We start from the raw sequence: 18,492 nt of genomic DNA, 5'->3' as shown, positions 1-18,492 counted from the left end.
GCCTGATGATGATGACAGCCATCAACAGGGCCAGTATGGCAAGGCCTGACAGCATCTTGGCGTTCTTCGAAGATCGCACTGTGCCCTCCATTGGTGAGTGGGCCGAGACAGGGATTCAATCGACGTAACGAAGGCGCGCGGAGAGCAAGCTGCGTCTCTCACACCGCCAGCTTGAACGACCCTTGGTTTGTGTCAATGTCGGACCCACTACGGGTTGTTGTTTTCGCCGAGTTTCCCTCGCTTTCTGAGGGTGAATCCCTATATATTCATCGTCTCGCGCGGCGCGGATTCGCTGACTGTGCACCTGACATTCTCCAGCCCCCCGACCGGGCCTTTCCGACAGATCGAATGACCGACGAAAACGACACGCCGCAGTCTGAATACGGCGCGGATTCCATCAAGGTTCTCAAGGGGCTGGATGCTGTTCGCAAGCGCCCCGGCATGTACATCGGTGACACCGATGACGGTTCGGGCCTGCATCACATGGTCTATGAGGTGGTGGACAACGCCATCGATGAGGCCCTGGCCGGGCACGCCGATCTTGTTCAGGTGATCCTGAACGAGGACGGCTCGGTCACGGTCACCGACAACGGTCGCGGCATCCCCACCGCCATCCACGAGGGCGAGGGTGTCTCGGCCGCCGAAGTCATCATGACCCAGCTGCATGCCGGCGGTAAGTTCGACCAGAATTCCTACAAGGTTTCCGGGGGTCTGCACGGCGTCGGCGTCTCGGTGGTCAATGCCCTGTCGGACTGGCTGGAGCTGGTCATCTATCGCGACGGCAAGAAACACCAGATGCGCTTTGAGCGCGGTGATACGGTCACCTCGCTGAAGGTCGTCGGCGAGGCCCCGATCCGCACCGAGGGTGAAAAGGCCGGTCAGCTGCTGACCGGCACCGAGGTCACCTTCTTCCCGTCGATGACGACCTTCAGCCATATCGATTTCGACCTGAAGACGCTGGAGCACCGCCTGCGTGAGCTGGCCTTCCTGAACTCCGGCGTGGTCATCAAGCTGAAGGACCTGCGCGGGGCCGAACCCTTCGAAGAGACGCTGCACTATGAGGGCGGCGTCGAAGCCTTCGTGCGCCACCTGGACAAGTCCAAGACGCCGCTGCTGAAGGACGTCATCGTCGTGCGCGGCAAGAAGGACGGGATCGAACTGGACCTCGCCCTGTGGTGGAACGACAGCTACCACGAGACGATGCTGTGCTTCACCAACAACATCCCCCAGCGGGATGGCGGCACGCACCTGTCGGCCTTCCGTGCGTCCCTGACGCGGGTGATGAGCGGCTATATCGAACAGGCCGGCGCGGCCAAGAAGGAAAAGGTCTCTGTCTCGGGCGAAGACGCCCGCGAAGGCCTCACCTGTGTCCTGTCGGTCAAGGTGCCGGACCCCAAGTTCAGTTCCCAGACCAAGGACAAACTGGTGTCGTCGGAGGTCCGCCCCGCCGTCGAAAGTCTGTGTACGGAAGGTCTGTCGGAGTGGTTCGAGGAACACCCGACCGAGGCCCGTCAGATCGTGGCCAAGATCGTCGAAGCCGCTGCTGCCCGCGAGGCCGCCCGCAAGGCCCGCGAACTGACCCGTCGCAAGTCGGCGCTCGACATCTCATCGCTGCCCGGCAAGCTGGCCGACTGTCAGGAGCGCGACCCGGCCAAGTCCGAACTGTTCATCGTCGAGGGCGACTCGGCCGGTGGCTCGGCCAAACAGGGGCGCAACCGTGAGAACCAGGCGGTCCTCCCCCTGCGCGGAAAGGTGCTGAACGTCGAGCGCGCCCGCTTCGACAAGATGCTGTCCTCAGATCAGATCGGGACCCTGATCCTGGCGCTCGGGGCCGGAATTGGGCGCGACGAATTCGACATCAACAAGCTGCGCTACCACAAGATCATCATCATGACCGATGCGGATGTGGACGGCGCGCATATCCGCACCCTGCTGCTGACCTTCTTCTATCGTCAGATGCCCGAGCTGATCGAGCAGGGGTATCTCTATATCGCCCAGCCGCCCCTTTATAAGGCCTCCAAGGGCAAGAGCTTCCGTTACCTCAAGGACGACGCCGAGATGAACACCTTCCTGGTCGAGGAGGGGGTAAACGAGGCTGAGCTGGATCTGGCCAACGGCGAGCGCCTGACCGGCGCGGATCTGCGCCGCCTGGTCGACGAAGCTCGCACGTTCCGCGCTCTCGTCGAACGTCTGGCCCAGCGGGCCCCGGCCTTCGCTGTCGAACAGGCGGCTCTGGGAGGGCTGTTCGCAGACGGCGGGTCGGTCGAGACGGCGGCACCGCGGTTGAACCTCTACAATGAGGAGGGCGATGGTCGCTGGTCGGGTACGCGCGGCGATGCCGGAGCCAGCGTCTTCTCGCGCGTGCGTCGGGCTGTGTCCGAACAGATTGTGCTCGAAGAGGCCCTGGTCCGATCCATGGACGCCCGTCGACTGGGCGAGCGCGCCGTCAGCCTGGCCGAAGCCTTCGCCACGCCGGCGGTCTTCCGCCGCAAGGACAGGTCGACGACCATTCGCGGGCCGCTGGATCTGGTTCAGGCGGTCATGGACGCCGGCAAGAAGGGGCTGTCGATCCAGCGTTACAAGGGCCTCGGCGAAATGAACGCCGACCAGCTCTGGGACACGACGCTGGATGCCAATGCACGCACCCTGCTCAAGGTCCGCGTGGAGCACGCCGACGATGCCGACGACCTGTTCGCCAAGCTGATGGGTGACGTCGTCGAGCCGCGCCGCGAGTTCATCCAGGACAACGCCCTGGACGCCGAGGTTGACGTCTAAGATGGATATCTATCTCCCATTCGAACTTCTTGGACTGCTTCTATCGATCCTTTCCATGGCTTCTGCCTTGGTGATTGGTTTTTCGTGGTACCGTCGCCAAGATGATCGCTGGCAATTTCAGGTACTTCTGTCGCTTCGAGATAGCATGGCCTTGCCTAGCTGGTTTTTTGAAAACATTGATACAGTCCGCATCTCATCTATAATGTTTCCGCCTTCATCGGACGTAACGGAAATAGACGGCAAGAAGAAGGTCGAACTTCTATCTTTTATGAATACGATGGAGGCCATTTCACTTGGAATAAATTCCGGAACTCTATCCGAGCGACTTTGGCATAGATATAATCGATCTTTCTTTATCAAGACATTCTCTCGTCTATCGCCGCTTATTTATGAAATAAGAAATAGTTATGGAAATAATAGATCGTATATAGAATACGAGACGCTAGTTGTTCGATGGTCCGGGGAGGGGGGTAAAAAATGACCGCTCCCTCAGGAGACGCACTCAACCGAATCCGTCAGTTTTGCCAGGCGAAGAACGCTCCTGAATCCACACAAGGGGTGATGATTTCGATATTCAGCAAGAGGCTTGAGGAGGCGATGGCCCAGCCGGGCGCCGCGCAACCAGCTTGTGAAAATACGCTCCTGACGGATGCAGGCAAAGAGGCCTTGTTTCAGTTGGCAGAGTCAAAGTTTAATGCCGACTCAAAGACTCATCGGCAAGGCCTTGGTGAACTGTGGTCGTTGCCAAATATCACTTTTGCAGTCGTGATGAATTGGGCGGCCGCAGTCCTAGCCTTTATTGTGTTGTCGATCTTAGCGTTTACATTTGACGACTTGCTTGCTCGAAACCTAGCCCGTCTAGCTGAGAAAGTTGAGACGCAGCGGAGTGCCGGTAGCGGAGATTCAACCCCCGACGCGACGTCATAAAATAAACCGCGACAGATCCGCGTCCTTGGCCAGGGCGTCGATCCGGTCGCGCACCAGCTCGGCGGTGATTTCGACCGTCTCGCCATCGTGGCTGTCGGCCTTGAAGCTCAGCTCTTCCAGCGTCTTTTCGACCACGGTCTGCAGGCGGCGCGCGCCGATGTTTTCGACGGCACCGTTCACCGCCACCGCCGCGTCAGCCAGGGCCTCGATCGCATCGTCCGTGAACTGAAGATCCACGCCCTCGGTCGCCATCAGCGCCACCTGCTGGGCAATCAGATTGGCTTCCGGCTCAGTCAGGATGCGGCGGAAGTCGTCGCGGGTCAGGGCCTTCAGCTCCACCCGGATCGGCAGGCGCCCTTGAAGCTCGGGCAACAGGTCCGACGGCTTGGCCACATGGAAGGCGCCCGACGCGATGAACAGCACATGGTCGGTCTTCACCGCCCCATGCTTGGTCGACACCGTCGTGCCCTCGATCAGCGGTAGCAGGTCGCGCTGGACCCCCTCACGCGACACATCCGCCCCGCGCGCCTCTGAGCGGGCGGCGACCTTGTCGATCTCGTCGATGAAGACGATGCCCTCACTCTCGGCCAGCCGCACGGCCTCCTGGATCAGGCTTTCCTCGTCCAGCAGTTTGTCGCTCTCTTCCGCAATTAGCGGGGTCCAGGCGTCCTTCACGGTGGTCTTGAAGGTCTTGGTCCGCTGTGGCCCCAGCTTGCCCAGCATCTCACCCAGGTTCAGCACCCCGACATTGCCGCCGGGCATGTCCAGCCCCTGCAGGGGCGTGCGCGTGTCGTTGAGCTGCAGCTCGATGTCCTTGTCGTCCATCTCGCCGGCCCGCAGCTTCTTGCGGAAGGCCTCCTTGGTCGCCTCGCCGGAGCCGGCCCCGACCAGGGCGTCGATGATACGGTTCTCAGCGGCCTGCTCAGCCTTGGCGCGCACGCCGGCCCGGCCAGTTTCGCGCACCATCAGGATCGCCGCCTCGACCAGGTCGCGCATGATCTGATCGACGTCGCGACCGACATAGCCGACCTCGGTGAACTTGGTCGCCTCGACCTTCAAGAACGGGGCGTTGGCCAACCTCGCCAGTCTGCGCGCGATCTCGGTCTTGCCGACGCCTGTCGGCCCGATCATCAGGATGTTCTTGGGCGTGATCTCGTCGCGGATGCCCTCATCCGTCCGCTTGCGCCGCCAACGGTTGCGCAGGGCCACAGCGACGGCCTTCTTGGCGTCGGCCTGGCCGACAATGAAGCGGTCCAGCTCGGAAACGATTTCGCGGGGGGAAAGGTCGGTCATTTGGGTTTGTCCGGGGAGAAATCTCGGTTCATCACGAAGCGCACGAAGCAGTCACGAAGACCACAACGGGTCAGAGAACCAGTCGGCGAAGGCCCTGTTTGAGCAGGACCGTGTTGAAGTTGATCAGGTAGCCCAACCTGACGTCTGAAAAACGCAGGTAGGTCAGGACTTGCGCTGTATGGATGGGCGCAAGCGCCTCAATGGATTTGATCTCCACAACCACAGCGCCCTCGACCAGCAGATCAAGCCGATAGCCCACTTCCAATCGCGCCTCGCCATAGAGGACCGGCACGCCGACCTGTCTCTCGACCTTCAGACCGCGCTGCTTCAGCTCTTCGGCGAGACAGGTCTCGTAAACGCTCTCAAGCAACCCCGGTCCCAACGCCTTGTGGACCGCGAAAGCCGCATCCATCACAGCACGTCCGATCCGTTCAACGTGGGCCGGAATAGGCTCGATCCCGTCGTGACCTTCGTGGGTTCTTTCTGCGCTTTGTGATGAACCCGCTTCGCCGCTCAACCCAGCGTCTCCACCGTGAGGTTTCCGTTCGTATAGACGCAGATCTCGGCGGCGATCTTCATAGCCTCACGAGCCAGCATCTCCGCGTCCATGTCGGAATGATCCAGCAAGGCCCGCGCCGCCGCCAGGGCGAAATTGCCGCCCGAGCCGACGGCGGCGACGCCGTATTCCGGCTCCAGAACATCACCGACGCCGGTGACCGTCAGAATCTGGTCCTTGTCGGCGACCAGCAGCATGGCCTCCAGCCGACGCAGGTAGCGGTCGGTCCGCCAGTCCTTGGCCAGGTCGACACAGGCGCGCGCCAGTTGATCGGGATATTGCTCCAGCTTGCCTTCCAGCCGCTCGATCAGGGTGAAGGCGTCGGCCGTGGCCCCGGCGAAGCCGGCCAGCACCTTTCCGCCGGCCAGGGTTCGCACCTTGCGGGCCGCCCCCTTGACGATGGTGGGGCCCATGGACACCTGACCGTCACCGGCGATGACGGTCTTGCCGTTCTTGCGCACAGCGAGGATGGTTGTGCCGTGCCAGTCGGGGAAGCTGTTCTGGTTCATGCTGCACAGGTGGCGGCGCACGAGGGATTTCGCAAGCCGTATGGCCTTTTCCGACGAAGAAGTTGAACGCTACGCTCGCCAACTGGTGCTGGCCGAACTCGGCGGGCCGGGACAACAAAAGCTCCAGGCGGCCAAGGTGCTGATCGTCGGCTGCGGCGGTGTCGGTGGGCCGGTGGCCTTGTATCTGGCCGCGGCTGGCGTGGGTCAGATCACTCTGATCGACCCGGATCGGGTGGCCCTGTCGAATCTGCATCGCCAGATCCAGTTCGCCACCGCCGAAATCGGCGACGAAAAAACTGAGGCGACGGCGGGGGCGATGAAGGCCATCAATCCGAATGTGCGGGTCTTTCAGATCTTCGCCGCGCTCGACGCCGACAACGCGCCGACCTGGATCGGGCAGAGTGATCTGGTCATCGACGGCACGGATGATTTTGCCACGCGGCTGCTGGTGTCTGACACCTGCACCATGCTCGACAAGCCGCTGGTGTCGGGCGCGCTCGGTCGCTGGACCGGCCAGGTCGGCGTCTTCACCGGAAAGCCCTGCTATCGCTGTCTGGTGCCGGATGTCCCGCCCGAGGCCGAGACCTGCCAGAGGGTCGGTGTCGTCGGGGCGCTGGCCGGTGTCGTCGGTTCGATGGCCGCGCTGGAGGCCATCAAGCTGATCATCGGCGCAGGCCAGCCGTTGGCCGGGCGGCTGCTGATCTATGACGGCCTCAAAGGCGAGGCGCGGACGGTCCAGGTGACCGCAGACCCGACCTGTCGCGCCTGTGGGGGTTAGGCGAAGGCGCGCTGAAGAAACTCGACGTAGCGGCGCCAGAGTTCGACATCGACGTCATCGACCCAATCGCCGTGACCGGCGTTTCGGACTCGAACGAAGTCCACTGACTTGCCGGCACCGTTCAGCGCGCTCTCCATCCGCTCGCTCTGGCTGATCGGAACGATCTGGTCCCATTCGCCGTGTACCAGAAGAACCGGGCATTGGATCTCGTTCACCCGCCGACGCGGAGAGGCTGCCTCGATCAGGGCGCGGTCGCGCTGCAGGTCGCCGATCCGGTTGGACCAGACGCCGTAGACGAAGTTGTCCGGGGTATCGTCCGTATCGCGCTCGTGCTCGAGCAGGCGGACCAGGTCGTAGTCGCCGGCGATGCCGATCGCGGCCTTGTAGAGGTCAGGGCGCAGTACGGCTCCCATCAGGGCCGCGTAGCCGCCGTAAGACGCCCCCATGATGGCGACCTTTGACGTATCCAGCCCCTTGAGCTGGATCGCGCGAGCGACTGCGTCCTCGACGTCGGTTTGCATCTTGCCGCCCCATTCGCGCCAGCCGGCTTGCGCGAAGGCCTGTCCATAGCCGCCTGAGCCGCGGAAATTGGGTTGCAGCACCCACCATCCCTGGGCCGCCAGGACCTGAACCTGACGATCCCATTCCAGAGCATCCCGGATCTCCGGCCCGCCATGAAGCAGAACGACCAGTGGCGCGGGTCGTCCGTGCAGAGGGCCGGTCAGATAGGCCCGGATGGTCCGGCCATCGCGCGTGGACACATCGATGGCTTCGGTGGGGGACAGGCGCGACACTTCAAGCGGGATACGCGCGCCCAGGGCCTCCACATGACGGCCCGCCACATCGTACAGATGCCAGGACCCGGGATCCTGGGGGCCGCTTACCCGGAGTAGCAGCCGGTTGTGATCCCGGCTGACATCCCAGAAATGGACATTGCTGTTTCCGCCAAAATAGCCGTTCAGGGCCCGATGCTGGGCCCCCAAAGGCCCGGCGATCTCATACTCCAGTCGATCAGCGTAGAAAGCCGCGCCGAGATATCGACCGGTGTCGTCAAGAACGCCGTATGACACATCGCGGTCCCGCCGCGCGGTCAACGGCGGACCGTAGGTCATAGACGTCAGATCCAGGGTGCGCACGGAGGAGGTGTCCTCTCCGTCGCGTCGCGCTGCGACCAGGATCACATTGGGGCGATCTCCGTTGGAAATGTATTCGAATTCCGGGGTTTCGGTCACCCGCCGACGGGTGAGCAGACGCCAATCGCTTGTGCCTTCGACCCGGGCGTACAAGGTCTCGTAGGTGCCTCGGGGGCTGATATCGACGCGAATGACCGGCACACCTGCGTGCGTCCGCCAACCGATCGTCTGGTCGGTCCCGGCTTCGATCCGTTCGGCATCGCCGGTGTTCACGTTCACTCGGTAGAGGGCCTGGCGCCCGGATGATGCGGGAATCCAGTAGCCCGACTGCCGCTGCCCCTCGCGCGACATCATCAGGATGTGGTCAGGGTCGCTGGGCAGGAGATCAACAACCCGTCCCAGGTCGATGGAATGGGTGAGGGCACCCGGCTGGTTCTCGAACAGGACGACCGCCCCTCCGTTGACCGTATCCAGCGAAATCATGCGCCGGCTGACGTGGGTAACCTGTTCGTCGGTGATCGTGGACCGATCGCTTCGGACACGCGCGTCGCGAGAGACGATCTGGATCAATCCGATCAGAAGTCGCTCATCGTTGGCCCAATCCATCTGATCGGCCTGGAAATCCCCGAGCCGGCTGCGACTGGTGGCCTGGCTCAGATTGTTGACAGAAAACACGTCAACCAGGGCCAGCCGCTCGCCGTTCTCGCGCGTTTCCTTGAGCAAGGCGATCTTCTCGCCGGAAGGAGACAGGGCCACGCTGATGAGGCGATCGTACTGGAAGAACTCGACGAGACTGTGGGGCGTGGCCGTCTGCGCCATGGCAGAAGGCGCGACGGTCGCCATCAGGCCCGCCGATCCAGCGACGGCGAACAGTTGGCGCCGGTCCAATCCACGCGGGCGCATACTCTTCTGATCGGTCATGGCAGCTCCTCCCAACTGATCCGCGAAACAGACAATCTGCTCGCCCTAAGGTCAAGTCAGGCCGTGCGATTCCGCCGTTCGCAAAGAGGAGGGGGTGCCTACCGCGTCCCGAATAGCCGGTCGCCGGCGTCGCCCAGACCCGGTGCGATATAGCCGTGCTCATTCAGCCCGCGGTCGATGGCGGCGGTCCAGATTGGCACATCCGGGTGATAGGCCCTCAGCCGCTCGATCCCCTCGGGTGAAGCGACCAGACAGACGAATCTCAGGTCGGTGACGCCCCGCTCCTTCAGCCGCTCCAGCGCCGCCACCGCCGTATTGGCTGTGGCCAGCATCGGGTCGACGACGATCACCAGCCGCTCGGCGATGTCGTCCGGGGCTTTGAAATAGTATTCCACCGCCACCAGGGTTTCGGGGTCACGATAGAGGCCGATGTGGGCCACGCGCGCCGCCGGGATCAGGTCCAGCATCCCGTCCATCAGGCCCACGCCCGCGCGCAGGATCGGCGCCAGCACCAGCTTCTTGCCGGCCAGCCGCACCGCCTCGGTCCGCTCAACCGGGGTCTCGATCTGGATGGTTTCCAGCGGCAGATCGCGCGTGACCTCATAGCAGAGCAGGGTCGAAATCTCGCGCAGCAGCCGCCGGAACTGGGCGGTCGAGGTGTCCTTGTTGCGCATCAGGCTCAGCTTGTGCTGGACCAGCGGGTGGTCGATCACCGTCACGCCTTGGATCGTGGTCGTCATCAGAAGACAGTCCCATCTGAGAGAATGGTCAGGGGCGGTCCGCCGCCCTCGCGTTTTGTCGCGGCGATGCGCCGACCGGCGGCCCAGGTGCCGCCCTCCAGCACGCTGGCCAGCGGCATCTCGTCGGGCGTCACGCCCAGTTCGTCTCGCACCAGCGGCGCGATCCGGTCCAGCAGCGCCACCGTCATCGACCGCCACGCCACGATCATCGGATCGGATACCGGCCAGGACTTCTCGCCGTCGGCCGGATCGGTCAGGGCGACGACGCCCATGTCCAGAAAAAGCCCGCCGTTCCGGTATTCCGCCAGGCCCGTCAGGCCGTCCAGGTCGGTGACCTCAAGCCCGGCGTCCATCAGCGGCTCGACCAGCGAATAGCTGAGCCACTGGCTGAGCTTGTGGATCGGAACCAGCCCATCGGTGGCGTCGTCGCGCTTCAGCGCCGGATGCCGCCAGGTGTCGCCCAGATCGACCCCGCCCAGCGTCAGCCGATCCTGCCAGACCGGCCCGAGCGCCTCCAGCAGCACCTCCAGGATCACGGGCGCAGCCAGTCGTCCGTCTACGGAGCATTTGCGAATTGCGTCATAGAGGCCGCCGGGTCTGGGACTGTCGGCCATCGCGAACAGGTCAGGCCGCGCCACCGCCTGCGCGCCCAGCCGGTTGAGGAGTGAGGCCCGCCCCTCTAGCCCCGCCAGCGGATTGTCGTCCGCGACCTGGAACCCTTCGGCCAGGGCGGCGGCGCTCAGTTCGATCAATCCGGCGGCGTCGGCGCGCAACGGCTGGTCGTCCCGGTCGGAGAAGGCCCCGGCCTCGAACATCCGCAAGGACGCCAGCGCCAGCCCCTCCGAACGGGTCGCCTCGATCCCCAGTGGCGCGTCGCGATAGCGCCAGCCTGGCCCGGATCCCGCGTCCAGCAACACCGACACGATGGCCAGATCAAACGCCGCCCGTGCCCGCGCATCCGCGTCGTCAAGGCGGGCTGACATCTCGGCCCACAGGTCGCGGCCCTGAAACACGAAGTGTCGCCAGCGCGCGTGGAACGGCACCTTCAGGTCCGGGTACTGGTCGCGAATGACTCCGGCCGCGAACCGCGCCGTGTCCGGCAGCCGATCCAGATCGACGCGCCAGCCCTGAACCTGACCGGCCAGGGCCAGGTCCAGCATCTCGTGGGCGCGTTCGCGCACCGCCGCCGCGTTCAACAGGCCGCGCGCGGCCTCCGTCTCAGAACTTGCCAAGATCGCGACCCACCACCTTGGTCAGATCTTCCGCGCTGGGTGGCGCGTCGGGGGTGAAATAGCCGGCGGCCTTCTTGGCCTCCATCTCCACCGAGGCGTCGTCCGGGATCAGGTCGTCGGGGATCGGCACCCGCTCACCGATCTCGATACCGGAGCCGGTCAGGGCGTCGTGCTTCATGTTCGACATGGAGACGAACCGGTCGATCCGCTCAATTCCCAGCCAGTGCAGCACATCCGGCATCAACTGCTGGAAGCGGGCATCCTGCACGCCCGCCACGCACTCCGTCCGCTCGAAATAGGTCGCCGCCTGGTCGCCGCCCGGTTGGCGCTTCCGGGCATTGTAGACGAGGAACTTGGTCACCTCGCCGAGCGCCCTGCCTTCCTTGCGGTTATAGACGATCAGGCCTGCCCCGCCGCTCTGGGCCTCGCGCACGCACTCTTCGATGCCGTGCGTCAGATAGGGCCGACAGGTGCAGATGTCCGAGCCGAACACGTCCGAACCGTTGCACTCGTCATGCACCCGGCAAGTCAGCCGCTGGGTCGGATCGCCGATCTTGGCCGGGTCGCCGAACATATAGAGGGTGATTCCCCCGATCGGCGGCAGAAAGACCTTGATGTCCGGGCGCGTCACCAGATCGGCGTACATGCCGCCCGTCTCTTCAAACAGGGTCCGCCGCAGCGCCGTCTCCGTCACCCCGAACCGCTCGGCGATGCCCGGCAGCCACCAGACCGGATCGACCGCCGCCTTGGTCACGGCCACGTCGCGGGTTTCGTGAACGATGGTTCCGTCGATGTTCAGGCGTCCGGCGTCGATGGCCTGGCTGATCTCCGGCAGGGTCAGGCGCGCCTTGGTGACGGCGATGGTCGGGCGGATATCGACGCCTTCGCGAATCTCTTCGGCGAAAGCATCAGCCACCAGATGGCCCCACGGGTCGAGCGAGACGATCTTCTCGGCATTCTTCCACTGGGGAAAGGGACCGAACGAAAACGTCGGCTGGGTATTGGTCAGGTCCGGCCGCGATCCTGCCGGCATCGCGCCCGATGAAATCGCCAGGGCGCGGTACAGGGAATAGGCTCCGCCATGGGCCCCGATAGCATTGCGATCTGCGCCGGCATGGGCCGAGCCGATGACCGGGCCTCGCTCGCGTGCCGTGGGCGCTCCCCAATGGATCGGAAAGCGTCCGGCAGCTCCGCCGCCGGGGTGGGAGTTCAGGCGAATATGCCCGCTGCGATTGGACGACATTGTTTTGATGGTTCTTGTTGTTGTTTCCTCACCCCGACACAGCCGGGGAATCTGACAGTGAGACACCGCGTGGAATGACTGTCCAGCGTGATTTCACGTCACCCCAGATTGGCTCTGACGGAATCGCTCCTTTCGGCTAAACCCAGACCATGGCCTCCTCCGCCGGACCCGAGATCGAACGCCTCATCGGCCTGTTGTCAAAGCTGCCCGGTATGGGGCCGCGGTCGGCCCGCCGCGCGACCCTGGCCCTGCTGAAAAAGCGGGAACAATTGATGCAGCCACTGGCCGATTCCCTGGCCGAGACGGCGGCCAAGGTGCGGCCCTGTTCAGTCTGTGCGGCACCCGATACGCGCGACCCCTGTTCGATCTGTTCGGATGCGAGCCGCGATTCCTCCCTGATCTGCGTGGTCGAGGAGGCCGGGGCCCTGTGGGCTATGGAGCGGGTCGGGGCCTATCGAGGGCGCTACCATGTGCTGGGCGGCTTGCTGTCGGCGCTGGACGGCGTAGGCCCGGACGCCATTCGGGCCGGTGAACTGGTCCAGCGGGTGGGGGAGGGCCTTGTCAGCGAAGTCATCCTCGCCCTGCCGGCGACGGTCGATGGCCAGACCACGGCGCACTATCTGGCGGAGCGGTTGGCAAACACAGGCGTGTCGGTGACATCCCTGGCGCGCGGCGTTCCCGTCGGCGGCGAGCTCGACTGGCTGGATGACGGCACCATCGCCCAGGCTTTGCGCGCGCGTCGCCCGGCCTGAGCCGTTCCTCAGGGCCGGGTCACGAACCGCAGCCGCAAGGCGTTGTCCTCAGTGCTGCTTTCCCGCAGGTCGCCAGGGTCGAACCTCAGGTCGAGATTGCCGCTGGAGGTACAGTGCAGCTGGCCGCTGAACACCAACCACTGATGGCCGGCCGGCAGTGGCGTGCCCTCGATATTGGGTGTTCCCAGCGCATCGCCTGTCGCCCACAGCGACCCGCCCCGCGTATCCACGTAGCGCGGCGTGCTCAGACCCCGGGTGCCGGGCCCCGAGGCCGAGAAGTGCGCGGCCGGGTCATCGACCATGAAGGCGTCGATCGCAACGGCGAACTCCATCTGGGGCGCGTAGGTGTCGCCGGCATCGCAAAGACGGACGCCCCGAAACTGGATGACGTTGGATCGATCTCTCGGAAGCTCCAGAACTAGGGGTGCGTTGAAGGAGTAGGTGATCCGGGGGGGTGTGGGTCGGCCCGCAACGCCGATCCGGTTGTCGATCCGCCGTACAGCCACATAGACCGGCGCGCTGAAGGCCAGGTTCGGTCGCGTCGCGACGCCGGGCTGGTGTTCGGTCACGCTCGGCCGCAGCGTCGCGCAGGAATGCGGGGCCGAGATCGGGGCGCTGCGCACCGCTCCGTTCAGGACAAAGACGATCTGATGGTCCGCCGAGGCTCCACCGGTCACATTCACCCGGCGGGAGAAGGTCACATAGCCGTCTCTGGCCGTCAGGGTCATGCTTCCCGCCGAAACTCCATCCACGAGGATTTCGATATCGGCCTGGTTGCTGCGCACCGGATCGGTCTGGATCGGCAGGCGGGCGCTGATGTTGTAGCTGGCGCTCGACAGGTCAGCTGAGCAACGCAGGTCGCGGGTTGTAAAGCTCTCGACTCTCAGCTCGGTCTGGGTGGGGAGGGGGCGGAGCTGTCCGTCATTGTTCCGGGGCGTAATCGGCTGGCTCGGCTGCGTCGGCAGCGGACGGCCGGTGAATGGTCCGGGGCCCGGCGGCAGGGGCTGCGACTGCGCGGCAGCGATGGACCCGGTGGCGAGCGCCACCACTAGGGTTGCGCCAAGCAGGATCGATTTAACCGCCATCTTCGTCTCCCGGCCTTGCGGATCACGCGTGATCCCCGTTCCGGCAATCAGACCCGCAGATCGGCGTTCGTCAAGATGAGCAATCCTGACGCGGCCATCACGGGTCTAGCCGCCCGGTGTGTCCTCATTGACGATCTGGCAGGTCGTGGGGCGTCCGCCGACGTGAAAGCGATACTGGGCATTGGCCGGGACCTGAACGAAGCGGGTCTGATCGCCCTCGATTTCGTAGCGGATGACCAGATCATTGGGGCGACGGCACGGGCGCATCGACGAGCGATAGGATGCACAGTGCACGACGCCCGGCCCGAAGGTCAGATCGACCATCCCCGAACTGTGGATCACCGCATCACCGCGCGCGGCACCGGCGGCGAGAGCCGCGTCGAACGCGGCCTCGGTGATCTCGGGACACGGTCGCGAGGGGGCGTTGACCGGGGCGTAGGACGGCCCGCAGCCGACCATGACGACCAGAACGAGAAGAGGACAGGCGCGCATCAGAAAATTTGCGACCACCGCCATGACACTGATCAACGCAAACATCTGGGGCTCCGCACCTGCAGGGATTCGGGCAAGATAACACGGATAGGCGATACGCCCCGTCAAGGCGTCGCGCCCTGACGATTGCATCCGGCTCAGGAGTGGCCCCGTATAGGCAGACATGACCCAGAGCTTTCATCGTCGCGGCCTCCTGCTCACCGGAGCCGCCTTTCTCACCGCCGCCTGTACGGGTGGCCGCGCCGAGGCCCAGAGCAGCGGGGCCGAAGCGGCCTACGCCAATTCGCCGTTCCGGCGCGTCACCGATGCCCAGTGGCGGGCCCGTCTTTCGCCGCTGGCCTTTCAGGTGCTCCGCCACGAGGGGACCGAGCGGCCCGGCACCAGCGCGCTGAACGACGAGCATCGACGCGGCGTCTTTCACTGCCGGGGGTGTGACCTGCCGCTGTTTCGATCCCAGTGGAAGTTCGACAGCGGCACCGGTTGGCCGAGCTTCTATCGGGTGATCGACGGTGCCATCGGAACCCGCGCTGATTTCGCCATCGGTGTGCGCCGCACCGAATACCATTGCGCCCGCTGTCTGGGGCATCACGGCCACGTCTTCGAAGACGGGCCGCGCCCGACGGGCCTCAGATACTGCAACAATGGCGTCGCCCTGAGCTTCCGGCCGGCCTGATATGACCCTGATCCTGATCGCCTATCTCGGCGGGGTGCTGACCATTCTGTCGCCCTGCATTCTGCCGGTTCTGCCCTTCGTGTTTGCGCGAGCGGGGCGGCCGTTTCTGACCTCGACCCTGCCGATGATGGCGGGGCTGGCGCTGATGTTCGCTGGCGTGGCCACTCTGGCGGCGATCGGTGGGGCCTGGGCGGTGCAGGCCAATCAGTGGGGCCGGTGGATCGCCATCGTCCTGCTGGCGGCGTTCGGCCTGATGATGCTGTTCCCCGCCTTCGGCGACCGGGTGATGACGCCGCTGCAATCGCTCGGCGCGCGGCTGAGCGAACGGGTCCGGCCCGGCGGGTCTGAGGGACTGAACGAGGTCGGCGGCTCGCTCATCCTGGGGCTGGCGACGGGGCTTCTGTGGGCACCGTGCGCGGGGCCGATCCTGGGGCTGATCCTGACCGGGGCGGCGCTGAATGGAGCCAGTGCGTCCACCAGCCTGTTGCTGCTCGCCTATGCGCTGGGCGCGGCCACCTCGATGGCCCTGGCTCTGCTGGTCGGCGGGCGGGTTTTGAAAGCCATGAAGGGCTATTTGAAGCACGAGCGGGTCGTGCGCCGGGTGCTTGGGGCTTTGGTTCTGGTCGGGGTGGCGGCGATTGCTTTGGGGCTGGATCGGGGTGTGCTGGCGCAGGTGTCCGCGGCCTCGACCGAACGCATTGAACAGGGCCTCCTGGGCACCGGCGGCATGGGCCATACGGAGCCGGAGGCCGAGGCCAACGACTTCCGCGACTATGGTGTCGCGCCGCCCATCGACGGCGTCACCGAATGGCTCCAGGGCGAGCCGACCACCCTGGAGGACCTGCGCGGCAAGGTCGTGTTGATCGACTTCTGGACCTACTCCTGCATCAACTGCATCCGCACCCTGCCTCATCTGATCGAGTGGGATCGGCTCTATCGCGAGCACGGCCTGGTGGTCATCGGCATGCACGCGCCGGAGTTCGCCTTCGAGCGGGATCCGAATAACGTCCGCCGCGCGGTTGAGGATCTCGGCATCCCCTATCCGGTCGCTTTGGACAATGAGTTCAACGTCTGGCGCGCCTATCAGAACCGCTTCTGGCCGGCCCACTATTTCATCGACGCCAACGGCCACCTGCGCCACGTCCGCTTCGGCGAGGGCGACTATGAGCGTTCCGAGGCCATCATCCGCACCCTGTTGATGGAGGCCGGTGCCACCAACCTGCCGCCGCCCGCCGGCGGGACCGAGGCCGAGGGCGCCATGGCCCCCGACAGCGGCGCCGACCGCTCGCCGGAGACGTATCTGGGCACGGACCGGGGCATGAACTTCGTCACCGGCTCCGGCCCGCTCCAGCCTGACCACTGGGCCCTCGACGGCGCCTGGACCCGCGAAGGCCAGCGCGCCGTCCTCACCGGCCCGAGCGGCACCGTCCGCTATCAGTTCCGCGGCCGCGACGTGCACCTGGTCCTGGCCTCGACCACTGACCGCCCGGTTCGCTTCCGCATTACGATCAACGGCCAGCCCCCGGGGGACGCCGCCGGCACCGACGTCTCCCCCTCCGGTGACGGCGTCATCCGCGACCAGCGCCTCTACCAGCTCGTCCGCCTCCCCAACCCCGGCGGCGGCGAACTCCGCATCGAATTCCTCGACCCCGGCGCGGCGGCGTACGCCTTCACCTTCGGCTAGGTGCGACCGCCTCTGGCGCACCCGCCATTCAGGTTGGAGCCTGGCGGGACTCTGACTAGGGTTGGATCATGGACGAACAGGCATGGATGATCGCCGCGATGGCGGCGGGGGCGTTTTCGGTGCTGGCGCTGGTGTGGGCGGTGCTGGAGCGTCGGCGGGCGTCGGCGGCGGAGGCGCGGGCCTGGTCGCTGAGCGAGGAGCACGGCCGGGCGCTGGCCCGGGCCGAGGTCATGGAGGACGCGGCCGCCACCAACGCCGAGCTGGTCCGCGCCCAGGCCGCGCAGTCCGCGCAACAGGTGGCTGAGGCCCTGCTGAAACAGGCCGATGAGCGTTTCGCCTCGCGCGATCAGCTGTCCCACGCCCGGCTGGAGGCCCAGCTCAAGCCCGTGGCCGACACCCTGACCAAGTTCGAGGCCCAGGTTCAGGCGTTGGAAAAATCGCGGGCCGAAGAAACCGGCGGGCTGAAGGCCCAGATCACCGCCCTGATGGAGGCCTCGGTGGCCACCCAGGGCGAGGCCCGCAAACTGTCGGCGGCACTCCGGCGCGGGGCCGGTGTCCAGGGTCGCTGGGGCGAACAGACCCTTCGCAACGTGTTGGAAGCCGCGGGTCTGAACAATCGCTTCGATTTCGAGGAGCAGTTCACCGTCGAAACCGACGAGGGCCGCCGCCGCCCCGACGTCAAGGTGCGGATGCCCGGCGGCGGCGTCTTCGCCATCGACGCCAAGGTCTCGCTGAACGCCTTTCTCGAGGCGCAGGAGACGGCGGACGAACAGGCGCGCGAACAGGCCCTGATCCGCCACGGCCAGAGCCTGAAGGCGCATATGCAGGGCCTGTCGGCCAAGGCCTATTGGGACCAGTTCAAGGACGAGGGGTCGCCTGACTTCGTGGCCATGTTCGTGCCCGGCGACGGTTTCCTGGCCGCCGCCCTGGAGCGCCAGCCCGACCTGATGACCGAGGCGATGGACAAGCGCGTCCTTATCGTCACCCCGACCACCTTGTTCGCCCTGTGCAAGGCCGTCGCCTACGGCTGGCGGGCGGAGGAGCAGGGGGCCAATGCGGCCAAGATCGCGGCGCTCGGCAAGGAGCTCTACAAGCGCCTGTCGGTTATGGGCGGCCACGCCGCCTCGGTCGGCAAGGCGCTCGACGCCGCCGTCGGTCGGTACAACCAGTTCGTCGGCTCGCTGGAGAGCCAGGTCATGGTCCAGGCCCGCCGCTTCGAGGACCTGGCCGTTGATCACGAGGGCAAGGACATCCCCGAGATCGCCCCCGTCGAGGCCGCGCCGCGCGCGCTCAGCCGACCGGAGCTGGTGGAACAGGCGCGTGACAAGGAAGCCGCCGAATGAACGGCTGGGTCTGGACGGCGATCCTGCTGACGATCTCGAACGCCTTCATGACCCTGGCCTGGTACGGCCATCTGAAGTTCCCGGCCAAGGCCTTGTGGCTGGTGGTCCTGGCCTCGTGGGGCATCGCCTTTTTCGAATACTGGTTCGTCATCCCGGCCAACCGCATCGGCTATGCGTCCGGGCTGAACCTGGCCCAGCTCAAGATCATGCAGGAGGTGATCACGCTTCTGGTCTTCGCCGCCTTCATGGTGCTGGTCATGGGCGAGCGGCTGAAATGGAACCACGCGGCGGCGTTCCTGTGCATGATCGCGGCGGTGGCCTTCGTTTTTCTGGACAAGCTGCGCCCGGTGTGATGC

At 65.1% G+C, this 18,492-nt stretch carries 18 protein-coding genes; 9 read left to right on the top strand and 9 right to left on the bottom strand.

Annotated features, from left to right (window positions below; all coding sequences use genetic code 11):
- The first annotated feature begins 348 nt into the window (after positions 1–348).
- From gyrB to G391_RS0101395, 3 genes are read left to right on the top strand one after another with little or no spacing between them, the layout of a single operon-like run.
- The gene (gyrB, locus tag G391_RS0101400; RefSeq protein ID WP_029085925.1) at positions 349–2,775 is read left to right on the top strand and encodes a DNA topoisomerase (ATP-hydrolyzing) subunit B; all 2,427 of its coding nucleotides are present in this window, start codon (positions 349–351) and stop codon (positions 2,773–2,775) included.
- A gap of 1 nt (position 2,776) precedes the next feature.
- Positions 2,777–3,256 (top strand): DUF4760 domain-containing protein, encoded by a 480-nt coding sequence (locus tag G391_RS15975; protein WP_084169090.1) that lies wholly within the window; start codon positions 2,777–2,779, stop codon positions 3,254–3,256.
- Positions 3,253–3,702, top strand: coding sequence for a hypothetical protein (locus G391_RS0101395; RefSeq protein ID WP_156893816.1), 450 nt, complete (start codon positions 3,253–3,255; stop codon positions 3,700–3,702). Before G391_RS15975 ends, G391_RS0101395 begins: the two co-directional genes overlap by 4 nt.
- Here G391_RS0101395 and hslU read toward each other — a convergent pair.
- From hslU to hslV, 3 genes are all read right to left on the bottom strand, one after another.
- Entirely contained in the window at positions 3,697–4,995 is a 1,299-nt protein-coding gene (gene hslU, locus G391_RS0101390; protein ID WP_029085923.1) for an ATP-dependent protease ATPase subunit HslU, read from the bottom strand. The genes G391_RS0101395 and hslU overlap by 6 nt on opposite strands.
- Before the next feature lie 70 nt (positions 4,996–5,065).
- A complete protein-coding gene (locus tag G391_RS0101385; RefSeq protein WP_281168393.1) occupies positions 5,066–5,512 on the bottom strand; it encodes a GxxExxY protein in 447 nt (148 codons plus the stop codon).
- On the bottom strand, positions 5,509–6,060 hold the full coding sequence (gene hslV / locus G391_RS0101380) for an ATP-dependent protease subunit HslV (protein WP_029085921.1): 552 nt from the start codon (positions 6,058–6,060) through the stop codon (positions 5,509–5,511). Before hslV ends, G391_RS0101385 begins: the two co-directional genes overlap by 4 nt.
- Positions 6,061–6,100: 40 nt before the next feature.
- Between hslV and G391_RS0101375 the strand changes: the two genes are divergently transcribed.
- Positions 6,101–6,838, top strand: a complete 738-nt coding sequence (locus tag G391_RS0101375) for a HesA/MoeB/ThiF family protein (RefSeq protein WP_029085920.1) — start codon at positions 6,101–6,103, stop codon at positions 6,836–6,838.
- Here the strand turns inward: G391_RS0101375 and G391_RS0101370 are convergent.
- The 4 genes from G391_RS0101370 to G391_RS0101355 form a co-directional block, all read right to left on the bottom strand.
- On the bottom strand, positions 6,835–8,892 hold the full coding sequence (locus tag G391_RS0101370) for an alpha/beta hydrolase family protein (RefSeq protein WP_029085919.1): 2,058 nt from the start codon (positions 8,890–8,892) through the stop codon (positions 6,835–6,837). The two genes, G391_RS0101375 and G391_RS0101370, sit on opposite strands and share 4 nt — an antisense overlap.
- A 98-nt stretch (positions 8,893–8,990) precedes the next feature.
- Positions 8,991–9,620: a uracil phosphoribosyltransferase gene (gene upp / locus G391_RS0101365; RefSeq protein WP_029085918.1), complete on the bottom strand. Its 630-nt coding sequence runs from the start codon at positions 9,618–9,620 to the stop codon at positions 8,991–8,993.
- Positions 9,621–9,631: 11 nt separating this feature from the next.
- A complete protein-coding gene (locus tag G391_RS0101360; RefSeq protein WP_029085917.1) occupies positions 9,632–10,864 on the bottom strand; it encodes a DUF1688 family protein in 1,233 nt (410 codons plus the stop codon).
- Positions 10,851–12,107 (bottom strand): GTP cyclohydrolase II, encoded by a 1,257-nt coding sequence (locus G391_RS0101355; protein ID WP_029085916.1) that lies wholly within the window; start codon positions 12,105–12,107, stop codon positions 10,851–10,853. The genes G391_RS0101360 and G391_RS0101355 overlap by 14 nt, the downstream gene beginning before the upstream one ends.
- Before the next feature lie 149 nt (positions 12,108–12,256).
- Between G391_RS0101355 and recR the strand changes: the two genes are divergently transcribed.
- A complete protein-coding gene (gene recR / locus G391_RS0101350; RefSeq protein ID WP_029085915.1) occupies positions 12,257–12,859 on the top strand; it encodes a recombination mediator RecR in 603 nt (200 codons plus the stop codon).
- A gap of 8 nt (positions 12,860–12,867) precedes the next feature.
- Here the strand turns inward: recR and G391_RS0101345 are convergent, their stop codons facing one another.
- Both G391_RS0101345 and G391_RS0101340 read right to left on the bottom strand, forming a co-directional pair.
- Entirely contained in the window at positions 12,868–13,944 is a 1,077-nt protein-coding gene (locus tag G391_RS0101345) for a hypothetical protein (protein ID WP_029085914.1), read from the bottom strand.
- Between the two features lie 105 nt (positions 13,945–14,049).
- Complete coding sequence (locus G391_RS0101340) at positions 14,050–14,481, bottom strand: hypothetical protein (protein WP_029085913.1); 432 nt, start codon at positions 14,479–14,481, stop codon at positions 14,050–14,052.
- A 118-nt stretch (positions 14,482–14,599) separates the two neighbouring features.
- On the opposite strand from G391_RS0101340, the gene msrB reads away from it, so the two are divergent.
- From msrB to G391_RS0101320, 4 genes are all read left to right on the top strand, one after another.
- On the top strand, positions 14,600–15,109 hold the full coding sequence (gene msrB / locus G391_RS0101335) for a peptide-methionine (R)-S-oxide reductase MsrB (protein WP_029085912.1): 510 nt from the start codon (positions 14,600–14,602) through the stop codon (positions 15,107–15,109).
- Position 15,110: 1 nt separating this feature from the next.
- Entirely contained in the window at positions 15,111–16,793 is a 1,683-nt protein-coding gene (locus G391_RS0101330) for a cytochrome c biogenesis protein DipZ (protein WP_029085911.1), read from the top strand.
- A gap of 68 nt (positions 16,794–16,861) precedes the next feature.
- The gene (locus G391_RS0101325) at positions 16,862–18,136 is read left to right on the top strand and encodes a DNA recombination protein RmuC (protein ID WP_029085910.1); all 1,275 of its coding nucleotides are present in this window, start codon (positions 16,862–16,864) and stop codon (positions 18,134–18,136) included.
- A complete protein-coding gene (locus G391_RS0101320; protein ID WP_029085909.1) occupies positions 18,133–18,489 on the top strand; it encodes a DMT family protein in 357 nt (118 codons plus the stop codon). The genes G391_RS0101325 and G391_RS0101320 overlap by 4 nt, the downstream gene beginning before the upstream one ends.
- The last annotated feature ends 3 nt before the right edge of the window (positions 18,490–18,492 follow it).

Source organism: Brevundimonas aveniformis DSM 17977 (assembly GCF_000428765.1).
Lineage (GTDB): Bacteria > Pseudomonadota > Alphaproteobacteria > Caulobacterales > Caulobacteraceae > Brevundimonas > Brevundimonas aveniformis.
The sequence above is the reverse complement of the archived record's forward strand: the minus strand, read 5'-3'. Positions and strand labels throughout refer to the sequence as shown.